Annotated in this window: 10 protein-coding genes and 1 tRNA gene; 6 read left to right on the top strand and 5 right to left on the bottom strand. The window is 40.1% G+C overall.

Going from position 1 to position 16,649, the window contains the following annotated elements; translation table 11 throughout:
- Window positions 1-144: 144 nt before the first annotated feature.
- The 4 genes from AAFF35_RS08760 (at window position 145) to AAFF35_RS08745 (ending at window position 8,100) form a co-directional block, all read left to right on the top strand.
- On the top strand, window positions 145-1,761 hold the full coding sequence (locus tag AAFF35_RS08760) for a CTP synthase (RefSeq protein ID WP_342332056.1): 1,617 nt from the start codon (window positions 145-147) through the stop codon (window positions 1,759-1,761).
- 20 nt (window positions 1,762-1,781) lie between these two features.
- Window positions 1,782-3,584: a membrane protein insertase YidC gene (gene yidC / locus AAFF35_RS08755; RefSeq protein ID WP_342332055.1), complete on the top strand. Its 1,803-nt coding sequence runs from the start codon at window positions 1,782-1,784 to the stop codon at window positions 3,582-3,584.
- 251 nt (window positions 3,585-3,835) lie between these two features.
- Entirely contained in the window at window positions 3,836-6,679 is a 2,844-nt protein-coding gene (locus AAFF35_RS08750) for a prolyl oligopeptidase family serine peptidase (RefSeq protein ID WP_342332054.1), read from the top strand.
- Window positions 6,680-6,828: 149 nt separating this feature from the next.
- Window positions 6,829-8,100: a nucleoside recognition domain-containing protein gene (locus tag AAFF35_RS08745; protein ID WP_342332053.1), complete on the top strand. Its 1,272-nt coding sequence runs from the start codon at window positions 6,829-6,831 to the stop codon at window positions 8,098-8,100.
- A gap of 63 nt (window positions 8,101-8,163) precedes the next feature.
- Here the strand turns inward: AAFF35_RS08745 and AAFF35_RS08740 are convergent, their stop codons facing one another.
- From AAFF35_RS08740 to AAFF35_RS08730, 3 genes are all read right to left on the bottom strand, one after another.
- The gene (locus AAFF35_RS08740; protein WP_342332052.1) at window positions 8,164-9,597 is read right to left on the bottom strand and encodes a SusD/RagB family nutrient-binding outer membrane lipoprotein; all 1,434 of its coding nucleotides are present in this window, start codon (window positions 9,595-9,597) and stop codon (window positions 8,164-8,166) included.
- Between the two features lie 11 nt (window positions 9,598-9,608).
- Window positions 9,609-12,833 (bottom strand): SusC/RagA family TonB-linked outer membrane protein, encoded by a 3,225-nt coding sequence (locus AAFF35_RS08735; protein ID WP_342332051.1) that lies wholly within the window; start codon window positions 12,831-12,833, stop codon window positions 9,609-9,611.
- 141 nt (window positions 12,834-12,974) lie between these two features.
- Window positions 12,975-13,214: a hypothetical protein gene (locus AAFF35_RS08730; protein ID WP_342332050.1), complete on the bottom strand. Its 240-nt coding sequence runs from the start codon at window positions 13,212-13,214 to the stop codon at window positions 12,975-12,977.
- Between the two features lie 154 nt (window positions 13,215-13,368).
- On the opposite strand from AAFF35_RS08730, the gene AAFF35_RS08725 reads away from it, so the two are divergent.
- Window positions 13,369-13,773 (top strand): OsmC family protein, encoded by a 405-nt coding sequence (locus AAFF35_RS08725; protein ID WP_342332049.1) that lies wholly within the window; start codon window positions 13,369-13,371, stop codon window positions 13,771-13,773.
- Window positions 13,774-14,353: 580 nt separating this feature from the next.
- On the opposite strand, the gene AAFF35_RS08720 is transcribed toward AAFF35_RS08725, so the two are convergent.
- Window positions 14,354-14,427, bottom strand: a tRNA-Arg gene (locus AAFF35_RS08720).
- Between the two features lie 179 nt (window positions 14,428-14,606).
- Here AAFF35_RS08720 and AAFF35_RS08715 point away from each other — a divergent pair.
- Window positions 14,607-15,077: a YciI family protein gene (locus tag AAFF35_RS08715; protein WP_342332048.1), complete on the top strand. Its 471-nt coding sequence runs from the start codon at window positions 14,607-14,609 to the stop codon at window positions 15,075-15,077.
- Here the strand turns inward: AAFF35_RS08715 and AAFF35_RS08710 are convergent.
- Window positions 15,074-16,444 (bottom strand): exonuclease domain-containing protein, encoded by a 1,371-nt coding sequence (locus tag AAFF35_RS08710; protein WP_342332047.1) that lies wholly within the window; start codon window positions 16,442-16,444, stop codon window positions 15,074-15,076. The two genes, AAFF35_RS08715 and AAFF35_RS08710, sit on opposite strands and share 4 nt — an antisense overlap.
- Between the last annotated feature and the right edge of the window lie 205 nt (window positions 16,445-16,649).

Below are 16,649 nucleotides of genomic sequence, written 5' to 3'. Positions count from 1 at the left end.
TAAGCGCTTACCTCTTCTTTTCCTTAGACAATTTTATTTGTATAATTTGCCCTTCAGCTTCCGTTTTATTTGCTAACTTTGTATCCCGTACAAAAACAATAAAAGTAGCATAAAAGCTGCTTTTATATCAGAAACTCACAAAGCATGACTAAGTATATTTTTGTTACGGGCGGTGTTACTTCCTCATTAGGTAAGGGCATCATCTCCGCTTCATTAGCCAAATTATTACAAGCAAGAGGTTACAGTGTAGCCATTCAGAAATTTGATCCCTATATCAACATCGATCCGGGAACATTAAATCCGTATGAACATGGGGAATGTTATGTGACTGAAGACGGTGCTGAAACAGATCTTGACCTTGGTCATTATGAGCGTTTCCTGAACGTCCCTACTTCACAGGCAAACAACATTACTACCGGAAGGATCTATCAAAATGTGATCAACAAAGAGAGACAGGGAGAATATCTTGGAAAAACAGTTCAGGTAGTTCCTCACATCACTGATGAGATCAAACGCAACATGCGCATTTTAGGTGATAGCGGTAAGTATGATATCGTCATCACTGAATTGGGCGGAACCGTTGGTGATATCGAATCTTTACCATTTATCGAAGCGGTACGTCAGTTTAAATGGGAAGAAGGTGCAAACAATGCAATTGTAATCCACTTAACACTCATTCCTTTCCTTGCTGCTGCCGGTGAGTTAAAAACAAAACCTACACAACACTCTGTAAAAGCATTATTGGAATACGGTATTCAACCGGATATCCTGGTATGCCGTACAGAACACCACATCAATTCAGATATCCGTAAGAAAATCGCTTTATTCTGTAATGTAAACATCAATGCCGTAGTAGAATCTATTGATGCCTCTACTATTTATGATGTTCCATTGCTCATGATGAAAGAGCAACTGGATAAAACAGTATTGAGCAAATTGAAACTTGCGCAGAAAAATGAGCCTGATATGGAGAGTTGGAAAGATTTCCTTGGCCGTTTAAAAAATCCTACTGCCGAAGTGAAGATCGGTCTGGTTGGTAAATATGTAGAACTTCCTGATGCTTATAAATCAATCATTGAATCTTTTGTACACGCAGGAGCGAAAAATGAATGTAAAGTAAAAGTAGAATATATCCATTCTGAAAGCATTTATCCTGATAATGCCAAAGAACGTCTGATGCATTTAGATGGTGTATTGGTTGCTCCTGGCTTTGGAAGCCGCGGTATTGAAGGAAAAATTGATGCCATTAAATATGTACGTGAACATGATGTTCCTTTCTTTGGTATCTGTTTAGGAATGCAATGTGCGGTGATCGAGTATGGCAGAAACGTTTTAGGTTTAAAAGACGCCAATACTACTGAAATTGATGAAAACACAGTAAATCCTGTGATCAATATGATGGAAGATCAGAAAGAGATAACGAATAAAGGAGGAACTATGCGTTTGGGATCTTATCCATGTGACCTTAAAAAAGGCACTAAAGCTTATGCAGCTTATGGCAAAACCCACATCTCTGAGCGTCACAGACATCGTTATGAATTTAATAATGATTACCTGGCTCAATATGAAGCATCAGGAATGATTGCTTCAGGATTAAATCCTGACAGCCATTTAGTGGAAATTGTGGAGTTGAAAAACCATCCTTTCTTCGTTGGTGGACAATTTCACCCAGAATTAAAATCAACAGTTGCTAATCCTCACCCACTTTTTGTTAAATTTGTCGCCGCCGCGATGGAATTTGCGAAGAAGAAAATAAAATAATACGAGTTTAAATAACAATAATGGATAGAAATACGTTTACAGGCCTGTTCCTGATCATGATCGTTTTGGCCGGTTCTTTTTACTTTTTTGGTCCCAGTCAGACTGAAATCAATAAGGAAAAGGAAAGAATTGCAGCAGATTCTTTAAAGAAAGTTGCCGCCGCTACGAAAACTACTGCTCCTGCAATCGCAGCAGCAAAACCTGCTGTAGATTCAGCAACATTATCAGGTCCTTTTGGTGGCAACATTGCGGGTACCGTTCAAACTACCGTCCTGGAGAATGAAAACCTTAAATTAACACTAACCAATAAAGGTGGTAAAATTTTATCTGTAGAGGTAAAAGGCCAGAAAACCTATGATGGAAAGCCAGTGATCTTATTTGATGGAGATCAAAATAAGTTTGGCTTAAAAATGAATATCGGCGGGAAAGAAGTAAATACCAACGACCTTTATTTCGCGGCTACAAAAGCAGGAAACCTGGTGAGCATGCGCGCCAACTATCTGGGTGATAAATACATTGAGTATACTTATGACCTGAAGCCTAAAAGCAATAACGTAGCCTTCAATATTAACCTGAACGGTTTAAATCAGGTGATCCAAACAGATTCTATCGCCCTGAACTGGGAGACAACTTTACTGGAACAGGAAAAATCAGGCAAAAAAGAAAAAGAGCATGCTGCTCCTTTCTATAAATACGTAAATGAAACTCCGGATCACTTGAGCATTGCTAAAGACGAAACTGAAGAGTTGAAAAAAGGAAAAATCGAATGGTTTTCCTTCAAGCAACAGTTTTTCTCGGCAGTATTGTTACCTAAAGTAGCTTTCGAAAGTGGAAAATTGGGTGTTACCGTACTGACACAACCAGGAGAGATCAAACGTTATTCGGCAGACATGAAAATGCATTTCGGACAACTGGCTTCTCAAAACTATGCAATGGACTTCTACTTCGGTACGAATAAATTCGATGTACTAAAAGCACAAGGTCACGAAATTGAGAAACAGGTAGATATGGGTTACTGGCCATTGAAATACATCAACAGGTTTGTAGTATTGCCGGTATTTAAATTCCTGGAAGGCTTTGGCTGGAACTATGGTCTGATCATCCTGATCTTAACCATCCTTCTGAAAGTAGCCATGTCTCCGTTAACCTACAAATCTTATATATCCATGGCTAAGATGAGAATTCTTAAACCGGAGATGGATGAGATCAAAGCTAAGGTTGGTGAGGATAACCCTACCCTATTACAGCAGGAATATCTGAAATTGTATAAGCAGGTTGGTGTAAATCCTTTGGGAGGTTGTTTACCAATGCTCCTTCAACTTCCTTTCGTAATGGCCTTCTTCTTCTTTTTCCCGAACTTATTTGAGCTAAGGGGAGAAAGCTTCCTATGGATGAAAGATCTTTCCACCTATGATGATTTCATCAAATTTGGATTCACCATTCCATTCATTGGAGATCACTTGAGTCTGATGTGTGTATTGATGACGATTTCTACGTTGATCTATACTTATTTCAATAACCAGATCTCTGGTGCTACAGGACAAATGAAATACATTGGATACATTATGCCAGTGGTTTTCTTAGGTGTACTGAACAGCTATCCTTCAGGATTGAACTACTATTACTTCCTGGCGAATATGTTGACTTTCGCACAACAGTTCCTGATCAAATCTATGGTTGATGATGAGAAGATTCACCGTACTCTACAGGATAATAAAACAAAACCTGTGGAGACAAAAAAGAAATCTAAGTTTCAAACCAGATTAGACGATTACATGCGTCAGCAACAACAAACGCAGATCCAGTCTAAAAAGAATAAATAGTCTTTTACAGACGACAGAAGACTATTTCCTAGTCTACATAGCCGGAAGATAAACTCTTCCGGCTTTTTTATTTTCCTTTTCTCCGCCATTCCGGTACTCCTCTCCCTAAGACGCTTGGTACATTGCCTTTTTCAGCTAAAGCAGATCATTCGCATAACCAGCCCTTTCACGAGGCCCTTTTATTGTAAAAATTTGGTTTGTAATAAGGATATGTGTTAAAAAATCACAATTTTTAACAAAAATACCCTTTTATGATGCACAAAAAACTTACTCTAATTTTTCTATTGTTTGGTAGCGCCGCTTTCGCGCAGAAAAAACCGCTGGATCATAGCGTTTATGATTCCTGGGAATCCGTTGGCGCAAAGCAACTTTCCAACAATGGCCAATGGGCGATGTATGGAATTAATCCTCAGGAAGGAGATGCAAATTTATACCTGAGTAACCTGATTAACAATTCAAAGATAAAAGTACATAGGGCTACCAATGCGCAATTCAGTGCAGATTCGAAATATGCAGTGTTTGCCATTAAAGCCTTTCAAAAAGACATCCGCCAGGCCAAAATTAAAAAGAAGAAAGCCGATGACATGCCCAAAGACAGCTTAGGACTGGCTAACCTGACTAGCCTGGGCGTCGTAAAGATCGCCCGCGTAAAGTCTTTCAAAATGCCTGAAAAAGTGGGAGGCTTCCTGGCTTATCAATTGGAAAAACCAGTAGATACCACAAAAAAAGCTCCGGCTTCCAGCAGCCCTGATAAAAAAGACAACCAGGATTTCTTCGCTGATGATGAATCTGCAAATGCAGCAAAACAGGAAGGAACAGACCTGATCTTTAAAAACCTGACTACAGGACAGGAACGTATTTTTAAATATGTTAGTGAGTACGCTTTCAGCAAAAACGGAAAACAGCTTGTTTTTGCCTGTACAGGTGCGAAAAAAGATAAATCGGCTCCCACAGGCGTATTTACATTAAATACAGAAAAAGGAACCTTGAAAACACTCGTTAAAGGAAAAGGAACATTTAAAAACTTTGCCTTTGCAGAAGATGGTGAATACCTTGCCTTTGTTGGAGAACAAAGTCCGGAGAAAACAGAGATCAAAACCTATAATGTATATTACAATTCATTGTCCCTGGATACTGCACAAATTCTGGTCGACAATGAAATCCCTGGTATGCCTTCAAAATGGGCGGTAAGCGGTGATGGAAAAGTGAACTTCAGCAAAGACGGAACCAAATTATTTTTTGGTATCGCTCCGGTTAAAAAAGCAAAGGATACGACATTGGTCGACTTTGAAAATGCAAAGCTGGATGTATGGGGATATAAAGATGATTACCTACAACCGATGCAATTAAAAAATGCAGATCGGGATTCAAAAAAGACTTACCTCAGCGCAATTGAGATCTTCAACAGCGATCCTAAAATAGTTCCTTTAACAGATGTTAAATTACCTGATGCCACGATCATTAATGAAGGAAATGCACCTTTTGCATTGGCTTCTACTGATTTTGGAAACAGAGTGCAACAACAATGGACTGCAAACTCCATCAGAGACTATTACCTGGTTGATGTAAAAACAGGCAGCAGAAAGAAAATCATTGAAGGCTTGAGTGGCAATGCCTTCGCTTCTCCAAACGGAAAATATATTATTTATTTTGACCAGAGTAAATCCAACTGGTATACCTATACCATCGCTACCGGGAAAGTGACCCATTTAAACAATGGCATGAACGTAAAACTGGTAGATGAGGAAAATGATGTGCCGGATGATCCTTCCGCTTATGGAATCGCCGCCTGGACAGAAGAAGACAAAACAGTTCTGATCTACGACAGGTACGACATCTGGGAATTCTCTCCTGAAGGAAAAAATCCACCTAAAAACATGACCAACGGATTCGGCAGACAAAATAGCCTGACCTTCCGTTACCAGAAATTAGATCCGGAAAGCCGTTTCCTGGAAAAGAAACAAACAATCATTATGGATGCGTTAAACAACCTCACTAAAGAGAATGGCTTCTATAAAACCAATGTTGGCGACACTAAGAACCCGGAACTGATGGTGATGGGTAAATTCAAGTACTCCAACCTTGTAAAAGCCAAAGACGCGGAAGAATACATCTACGACAAAGGAAACTACAGCATCTCTCCTGACGTATATGTCTCAAAAGACCTGAAAACAGAGATCAAACTGAGCAATACGAACCCTCAGCAACAAAACTACAACTGGGGAACGGCAGAACTGGTAAAATGGGAAACGCCTAAAGGATATCAATCCAATGGCATCCTGTACAAACCAGAGAACTTTGATCCGGCAAAAAAATATCCTATGATCGTTTATTTCTATGAAAAACTTTCTGATGGCTTGTATAGTTATAATGCGCCGGCTCCTACCCCATCCCGTTTAAACATTCCTTTCTTTGTGAGTAATGGTTACCTGGTTTTCGCACCGGACATCAGCTATGAAAAAGGATACCCGGGAAAATCTGCCGAAGAGTTTATCAATTCAGGTGTAGAAGCTTTAAAGAAAAACGCATGGGTTGACGGTACTAAAATCGGTATCCAGGGACAAAGCTGGGGTGGTTATCAGGTAGCACACCTGATCACACGTACCAATATGTATGCTGCAGCATGGTCTGGTGCACCGGTAGTCAACATGACTTCTGCTTATGGCGGAATGCGTTGGGAAAGTGGTATGAACAGACAGTTCCAATACGAAAGAACACAAAGCAGAATCGGGGCAACCTTATGGGAAAAACCGGATTTGTATATTGAAAATTCTCCTTTATTCTCTTTACCTAAGGTAAACACCCCGGTAGTGATCATGGCAAACGATGCGGATGGTGCCGTACCATGGTACCAGGGAATAGAAATGTTTACGGGACTAAGACGCTTAGGAAAACCAGTCTGGATGTTAAACTACAACAACGAAGCACACAACCTGGTACAACGTCAAAACAGAAAAGACATCCAGATCAGAGAACAACAGTTTTTTGATTATTACCTTAAAGGTGCAAAAGCACCGGCATGGATGACCTCCGGAATTCCTGCTACAGAAAAAGGAAAAACATGGGGTTTTGAACTGACAGACGAAAAACCATAATCATCTAAAAGGTCCTGTAAAGCTTGCAGGACCTTTTGCTTTTTAGCTATTTTTAGATTCTTTTATCCAGACCCGCATTTTATTCTGCTTTATAAACGGATTATTAGAATCAAAACTATAAATTTAACGACTCAACTAATTTTATTTTAATGGCATTAAGTAGAATCTGGTCCGCTTTCATCATCATTGCGATTGTGGTTGCCAGTATAAAATGTTTCTTTTTAGGCGAAACCGAAATCTTCAATCTGATGATCGTTGGAAAAGCCAGTGACCCGGGAAATGTATTAAAAGTAGATGGCATCATTGAAACTTGCTGGACGGCAGTCAACATTTGCTTAAAACTAATCGGTATCATGGCCTTATTTATGGGCTTTATGGCCATCGCCGAAAGAGCCGGAGGCATCCGCTTATTGTCCAGAATCATTGGGCCATTTTTCTCCAAACTTTTCCCTGATATCCCTAAGGGACACCCTGCAACCGGACATATGGTGATGAACTTCTCAGCCAACTTATTGGGTCTGGACAATGCAGCCACTCCTTTCGGATTAAAAACCATGGAAAGCTTACAGGAACTCAACCCCAGTAAAGACACCGCCTCCAATGCACAGATCATGTTCCTTTGTTTACATGCTTCTGGTTTATGCCTGATTCCAGTGAGTATCATTGCCGTGCGTGCTTCTTTAAATTCTGCTAATCCTACGGACATTTTTATTCCTTGTATGATCGCCACCTTTGCAGCGACAATGGCTGCGATGCTCATTGTTTCCTTTAAACAAAGGATCAATATTTTTCAGCCGGTGATTCTGGCTTGGGTGTTGAGCATTTCTGCGGTAATTGCGGTGTTGGTTTTATATCTTACCAGTCTTAATACTGCCGGCTTGCAACAATTCTCCGGAATTCTGAGCAATGGTTTATTACTATTGATATTTCTATTAATTGTCTTGGGTGGACTCTACAAGAAAATCAATGTATATGACGCTTTTGTAGAAGGTGCCAAGGGTGGTTTTGAGACTTCTATCCGCATCATCCCCTACCTGGTAGGAATGTTGATCGCCATTAGTTTACTGCGCACCAGTGGCACTTTTGATATGGTCATCAATGGAATAAAACATGTTTGTGCACTATTGGGCGCGGACACTCGTTTTATCGACGGAATTCCAACTGCATTGATCAGACCATTGAGTGGAAGTGGGGCAAGAGGAATGATGATTGATACGATGACCACTCATGGACCGGATTCCTTTGCAGGAAGGTTATCCAGTATTTTACAAGGCTCTTCAGATACGACCTTCTATGTTATTGCGGTATATTTTGGTTCGGTAAGCATCACCAATACGCGTTATGCCATTGGTGCCATGTTACTGGCTGATTTAGTAGGCGTTTGTACCGCAATCGGTCTATGCTATATGTTCTTTGGATAGACGTTTTATCTAGTCATAAAAAAAGGCAGGTATTTAGAAAAATACCTGCCTTTTTTTATGTGGTTATGGTTTGTCCCACCATACCCGGGCATTCAGATCATCGGCTCCCCCATAAGGGAAGGCTGTGACTGCTGCGTTATAATTTAGTCCATTAGTTGAAATTTCCTGAGTAGGATATCCTTCTCTTCTGGGAATAGCAAGGTTGTTATTGTTCGGTGCAGGGCTTAGCAAAGGATAGCCCGTTCTTCTCCATTCCGCCCAGCCTTCATAACCATGCATAAAGAGATGAATCCAACGTTGTTCTGCGATCTGACGAAGTCCTGTCGCCGGATTATAGATGATTTCTGGTTTTGCCATAAAGGCAGCCAAGCCTGCAGAACTATTCGTCCATTGAAGGATGGATTGTTCTATCGCTTTATCGTAATTGATTTTTGCATCCGTGTCACCTCCTGGAATCCAACCTAGTTTGGCCGCTTCTGCTTTTGCAAATAAAGCCTGAGCATAAGTCACCAGATAAACCGGCGAATTTTGCTGACGGAGTGCCGAACCCAATAAAGAAATGTTGTTGATCACCACGGTTACCGAGCCTGGAAGCCCATATTCTAATCCTACATAATTACCCGCTACATTTTTATCGGCAAAGACAGGTAAACGCGGATCATTCAGTGGCTGCATATAATCGACAACAGGTTTACTTACGGCAAACCATTTTCTGCTTTTCCTGGTGAATGAAGTATACCAAAAGTTCTCATTGACTTCATCTACCAGGTGAACATAGGTAAAGTTATCCTCGTTCTTTTCCATGATTCCGTTTGCCACCGCTTTATTAAACTCTTCTGCTCCTTTAACCGGGTTTACCTTCGAAAGACGCAAGGCCATTAACATGTGAATGGTATTGCCTAATTTTTTCCATTTCGCCATGTCTCCGCCGTAGATAATATCATTTTTGATGGTACCACCAGCTATAAAAGCAGCGTTAGCTTCGTCCAGAGATTTGAAAAGGCCATCATAGATTTGTTGTTGCGAATCGTATTTAGGGGTAAAATTATCACGTCCCTGAAATGCTTCACTATAAGGAACTGCTCCCCAGCGGTCGGTCACATGCCAGAGATAATAAGCCTTTAGCACAGTTGCAACTGCGATCTGATTTGGAATGGGCCCTTCATTTGGGTTATTTGCCATTCTGATCGCCTCTGTCAGGTCCATTAATGGTCCCGCATAGATTGGGTAAAAATTAAAATTCACCGTATTGTAGCGGCTGTTCTCTGTAAAAGAAGTTCCGGAAATGTACTGAGGATAATGTATTCCATAAGGAGAGGCATTTTTATCGAATGCCGAACCAAGATTAGGTAAAGATTGCTGCGCACTGGCGATCAATTGCGTTGCAGAAGCCTTTTCCGGAAAATTGGGATCTTTATTGATATCATCATCAAATTTATTGCAACCTGTTGCCATTAAAGCCAAAATAGCGACCAGGCCTATATATAGTTGTTTCATGTGAGTATAGATTAAAATGTCAGATTCAGGTTTATACCATAAGAACGTACGGTTTGAAACTCTCCTTTTTCCAGCCAGCTGATGGAAGCGCTTCCGGTAGACAATTCCGAAGGATCAAGTCCTTTTGGTGCTTTTTGCCAGATCATCCAGGGATTTCTGGCGATAACAGACAGCTTAGCCGTTTTAAAAGGAGTTTTCTTCATAAAGTCACCCGTAAAATTATAGCCCAGACTAACTTCTCTCAATTTGATATAAGAAGCACTGTACAACCACTCTTCATAAATTTTGGTACCAATAGAATTTCTGAAATAGGATCTTGCATCTACATATCCGTCAAACTCCTGTCCGCTGACATCCACGCCTGCGATTTTAGTTCCGGGACCATAAATTCCGTTCAGCCTTACCCCACCATTACTGGTCAGCGGATCACGTACATTTGCACCCCTGTCGTTCATTACTGCCGTTTCCGCTCCCTGCCCGGATTTTGTAGCCAGCATTTTGGTCCAGCTAAAGAATTTTCCACCGCTTTGGAAATCGATCATGGCAGAGATGTCAAATTTCCCAATTTTAAAGCTGTTCAGGAATCCTCCGGTAAATTCCGGTAACACACTTCCAAAGTCATGATTAGTTTCAACTAATGGTAAATTATCCGATCCCAGAAGAATTTTTCCGGACTGAGGATCACGCGCGTATGCTTGTCCAACCAGACTTCCAAAGCTCTTGTTAACTGTCGCATTCAGGTACATATTTACGCTGGAATACGTATTGATATCCAGTTGATAAACTGTCAGATCCTTGTATAACTCTTTGATCACACTTTTATTACGGTTAAAATTCAGGGTGGCGTCCCAACTGAACAGCTTGGAACGAACAGGTGTTCCCGTTAGTGAAAATTCTATTCCCTGATTTTGAATCATCCCTGCATTCACCACATCCATCAAATATCCACTCGTTCCGGATATAGGTAGTTCGATGATCTGATTTCTATTTTTCTGTTGATAATAACTAAATTCAAAACCTAACCTGTTGTCCAGAAATTTCAGGTCTGTTCCTATCTCAAAAGAGTTTGCAAAAGCAGGTTTCAGGCCAGGGTTATTTAGTTTATCCGGAACAGATAAAGTGTTAATATTAACATTGGTATTCTTATACACGCTTCCAGGAGAGTAGTAAGGGTTTACCCGATAAGGCTTAACATCAGATCCTGCTACCGCATAACTGGCCCTGAGTTTACCAAAAGAAAGTGGTTCCCATTTCAGTAGCTGACTAAATACAAAGCTACCTGAAACAGAATAATACCAATAAGAATTATTGTTCTTTGGCAATGTCGATGAATTGTCGTTTCTAAGAGAAGCATCAAGGAAATAAGTATCCTTATACCCGACCGAGGCCATGGCATAGGCACTTCGAACTTCTTTTCTACGAATATATGAGGTGCTTTCCGGACGATCTACTGAAGCCGCCATACTATAAAAATCCGGGCTTGATAGGCCACCTACTGTGGCTTGAAAAGTTTGCGTAAACTTCTCCATATATAAATTGGCACCTAAGTTCCCTGTTAAGGAAATATCGCCAATCTGTTTGTTATACTGACCTAAAAATTCGTAATTATTGTCGATTCCCTGGTATTTCCCAACAGAGTAGGCATCATTCAGACGACCTCCAAAAGCCTCCTTATGGGAGATATTCTGAGTATAACGGTCTGAGCGCACAAAAGCACTTAATTTCAGTTCCGGTAAGACTTGATAGTTCAGGTTTACATCCCCGAATAAGCGGTCACGATCATCATTATTTAAACTCTTATAAGCATCAAAGAATGGGTTGTTCCAGTCACTGGGCCTATTATTTGCAGCAGTGATCATTCCGGTAGCAGTATTCGGGTTCACATTCCAATTCATGATCGTGCCATCAGCATATTGGTAATTGCGTAACCGGTTGATGTCGATATTACGCTGGAACCATTGTGTTGCTCCTGAGAAGGACCCCTGGTATCCCTGTTCCGGTCGTTGCCCGTTATTATTGGCATAATTTGCATTTACACCAACAGTCAGCTTATCGGTCAGCTTCAAGTCAGAGCTTAAGCTCAAGTTGTTTCTTTTCAGCCAGGTATTTGGTATTGTTCCATTAATATAGGCATTGTTATAGCTCAACCGATAAGAAGAGTTCTCATTTCCACCTGTTACGGATATACTGTTATTAACGTTAATTCCAGTTTCATAAAAGTCACGAATGTTATTCGGTTGAGGAGAAAAAGGAGTTAGTTTTCCAAATTCCGGATCCTGAGGGTAAAAGCTATAATACATCCTTACTGGCGTTCCATCCATTTTAGGTCCCCAGCTTTCGTCATTTCCATTAATGTATTTTTCGCCATTTGCCAGAGTAAGAAAAGTCTGGTTGTTCCCTACCCCATATAGGTTCTGCAAAGGCAAAAAATTGGCGACTTTTTCAATGGAGAAACCGGAATTGAAACGTACGTCTACTTTTTTAGTGCCTTTACTTCCCTTTCGGGTCGTGATCATAATCACCCCGTTTTGTCCGCGGATTCCATAGAGTGCAGAGGCTGTTGGACCTTTTAGGACGTTGAGTGATTCAATATCCTCCGGATTGATGTCCTGAGAGATGTTCCCAAGATCAACACCATTTCCACTGTCGGTACTGAAGTTGGCATCAGAGACAGGTGTACCATCTACAACGATCAATGGAGAACTACTACCACTTAAAGAGTTAACCCCACGGATTTTGATCTTCTGCGTCCCTCCCATGCTTGCTCCCGAAGATCCAACAACTTGTACACCGGCAACCTTTCCAGCCAGAGAGCCCAACACATTTTGCTCTTTTGTCATCGTCAGGTTATCCCCTTTGACCGTTTGTGTCGAATAACCGATGGATTTTTCACTGCGCTTGATGCCCAATGCGGTCACCACTACTTCTGTAAGTGATGTTTCATCCGGCATTAAGTTAATGTTGATCAATGTCCGGTTGTTAACAGGAACCTCCTGTGTCAAAAAACCAAGGTATTTTACAACGAGTGTCGTTGCATTTGCCGGCAAGGTAATGCTATATGTACCATCCGGCTGAGTTGAAGTTCCTGAGGTGCTGCCTTTAACAAGGACACTTGCACCCGGAATGCCTGCTCCATTACCCGCATCACTTACCTTTCCCCGAACAACTTGCTGGGCAAAACCACTGAATGCGAATAAAATAAAACAGGAACAAATAAGGGTAAATCTTTTGTTCATTTGGTTAGTATTTAGGTTTCGATAAAGGAAAATACTAAAAAAATGACCAGAATATCAATAATTGATACGCTTTAGCTAAATTGATACACGATTACCATTAATATGGTTGGCTCAAGTAAAGATATTTACAGAAACTGAAAATCAGGAGGCAAGTTTACTGAGCGACAAGCGATTGATAATTTGTTCGAGTATCCCAGGTTCAACACTTGTATATTTTGAAGACCTCCAGGTACTGGAAGAATCCAGCCATACGCAAAAAGAATGATAGCCATCCAATACTACGGCATAGGTTTCATGAAAATCATCCTGAATCCTCATGCAAAAACCCTTCACAGGTTTTCCCTGAACATCAAATTGAAAGTTTAGATAATTACTTAGCATATTTATATGAGGTTAGGTATTGACAACAAATTTATTGTTGAAATGTTTAGGTAATCTTAACTAAATAATATTTAATTGTGAAATGAGCAAACGTTTTGTACATCCTGTTGTTCCAATATTTACATCAGTTTAACCATTATATCTATTTATCAATATGTCAGACAAACAAATCACCGCAATAACCGAACTGGATAGGTCAAATTATAAGACTAAAGTGTACTCCGATGGACACTTTATTTACTCCGATGAGCCGGAAGAACTTGGTGGAACAAATGAAGGGATGGCACCGGGTGCATTGCTACTTGCCAGTCTGGGCAGTTGTACAGCGATCACGATAAGGATGTATGCAGACCGGAAGGGGCTTAATCTCGAATTTATCCGGATTGAGCTGGCGATATGTAAAGAGAAAGATATGAATGAGGCTACGGTAATCACCAGAAAAATTGAATTAACCGGAGCGCTGACAGGAGAGCAACACGACCGCTTGATGCAAATAGCAGATAAGTGTCCTATTCATAAAATTTTGACTAACCCAATTAAGATTGAAACCAAAGGCTAACGACATAAAAGATCTTCTTTACATGATGCCAAGGTTATCTCTTATTCTATTTTTTGTACTGCATGGGATACATGGTATAGATTTTTCATCCTTTAGTGCTTTTTAAATAACTAATTAGCTTATAGGAAATCCCGATCACCGCAACTGGAATCAATGCACCCAAGACTGTAAAAAATAAGCCAGCACTGTTATAATAATGACCAAGGACGTAAAACTCATACCAGAAATTTATCAGGCAGGCCGCAATGATAACTATTAGAATGTAAAATATTATTTTCATATTGATTTTAATACTTAGTTAAATTTACTGCAAAAGATATGAAAAAGCGCTTCATTTTCAATAATAACAAAAAGAAACCCCATGTCGATTATCATCATGGAGTTTCTTTTTTACATAGAAATCCGTTACTTTATTTTCTTGGTGTAAACAATGGTGTCAACAAATTGAAGCATGAAACACCTAAAATAAATGCCAATACTGATTCATATTTTGCTTAGGAAAGCTGTCTAAAAAACCCTTTAAACAAAAAAAGACGAAGTCTGGAGCAACTTCGCCTTAATTTAAGAGATAAATCCCTTGTACACCCAATAGGATTCGAACCTATGACCTACGGTTTAGAAAACCGTTGCTCTATCCAGCTGAGCTATGGATGCGTTTTCCCTTTTTTGGAGCCCCAAAGATAGGAGTAAAAATGAAGAACCGCAAATCTATTTTACAAATAAATTCAGGTCTAATGCGTATTTCACTGCTTTTAAGCACGATAGGATGCAAAAAAAAATGTAATTTAGAAATACAGAAATAACACGGGGGATTCACCACAATTTAACATCACATGAAAAAACGCTACCTTATAACCACATTAATTATTTGTTTAACAGCTTTTTACGCAGGGGTAAATGCTCAGGAAACCAACAAAAATTACGATGAAAAGCTGGCAAAGGAATTAAATGCCGATGAGTACGGAATGAAGACCTATGTACTCGCTATTTTAAAAACAGGAACGGAAAAAAGTCTTTCCAAAGCAAAACAAGACAGTGTTTTTAAGGGACACATGGTAAATATTGGAAAATTAGTGACCGATGGGAAATTAGTTGTTGCCGGACCTTTAGGTAAAAACGACAAGAATTACCGTGGTATCTTTATCCTTGATGTCCCTACCATTGAAGAAGCAAAAAAATTAGTAGACACGGATCCGGCTATCCAATCAAAATTACTGGATGCAGACCTGATCATCTGGTATGGATCGGCAGCTTTAAAAGAAACCTTGAAAATTCATAGTAAGATCGAAAAGCGGAGCCATTAAACCGCGATTCGTTTTTGGGGATATTGCTCTGTATGTGTCAGGATCAGATGCATAATATAGTCATTCGACGGATACGCCTTTAATGCGGATTTAAGAAGATCAGGCGCATTAACATCTGCATACTGGGAAATATACCCCATTCCATATAATTTGCCCTGCTCTACTAAAATACAGCTCTGCTCATCTTCTGTTCTTCCAGCATCGATAACAGCAAAACTAGGAAGCATAGATCTCAACTGCTCAATGGCGTATTTCACCCTGACATTATATGCAGGGGCCGATTCCTTGCCTACGCAGGCCCCGCTGCAACTTCCCTCCTCATGACCGGTACAGGAGATCCTGTTTTTCTGGATATAGCACAGCTTCTCACATAAAAAATGGTCTTTTATCAAAATCCGTAAAATATGGTGACCTTCAAGAATCGTATTGAAACTATACAATACCGGCATGTTCTTCTTAAAGGTATCGATACCTAACCTGAGGTACCCTTTCTGGTCTTCAAAAGAATATATCGCATATTTTTGCTCATACCGCTTTAACGCGCGGTTATTTTCCGGCCATAGCCTCTTGATTTCTGTTGCTTCCAGAATGAAAGCCATCAATTCAGTCCCACAGACCTCAAAATCTACACTATAAATGTTTTTCAGAAAATCCTGACGTTGTTTACCTGCATTGTTTCCACTGAAATGCGAACACACTCTCTTCTTTAACGTTTTCGCTTTCCCGATATAAATTACTTTGCCCTTCTCGTCTTTAAAATAATAGACACCAGGATTTAATGGAAGCTTGTCTATCTCCGATTTTGGCAAATTAGGAGGCAATACCTGTTCTTTAGAACTAGATTTAAGCGACTGATGAATGAGCCCCTCCGAATCATTCTGAAGCAACATGTGCAACAATTCCGCAGTAGCTTTAGCATCTCCCCCAGCCCTGTGGTGGTTATTAAGCGAAATTTTTAACGCAGCACACAGCTTACCGAGGCTATAGGATTTATGTCCCGGCAATATTTTACGGCTTAACCTTACCGTACATAATTTATTACATTGTAAATCATAGCCCGCTTCGCTGAGGTTGTGTTTAATGAAAGAAAAGTCAAAATTCACATTATGTGCCACGAAAACCTTATCATGCAATAAATCATAAATCTCCGAAGCCACATCAGCAAATACGGGTGCATTCGCCACCATACCATTACTGATACCCGTCAGCGCCTCAATATGATCAGGAATATATTGCTTTGGATTAATCAATGTCTCAAATGAATTGATTACTGATACCCCATCATGAATCAGAATGGCAATTTCCGTAATCCCATTTCCTGAGGCATAACCACCAGTGGTCTCTATATCTACAACAGCGTACAGCATGATTTATTTAAAAGTAGTGATTTCAGGCCGTAAATATGCTAAAAAAATTAGTATAACAAAGGTTAATATAAAATAATATCCCGGATTACAGCTTTCTTAAGAACAAAAACACCTGGCCCCTTCAGTTAAGATAAAACAAATTTCTGAAAGCAACCACACCACAAACTGATTAAAAACACCGGCAGAAACGTCGGATTCCAGTCAA

The sequence above is a fragment of the Pedobacter sp. FW305-3-2-15-E-R2A2 genome (assembly GCF_038446955.1).
GTDB lineage: Bacteria > Bacteroidota > Bacteroidia > Sphingobacteriales > Sphingobacteriaceae > Pedobacter.
This window is presented reverse-complemented; position numbering and strand designations above follow the sequence as displayed.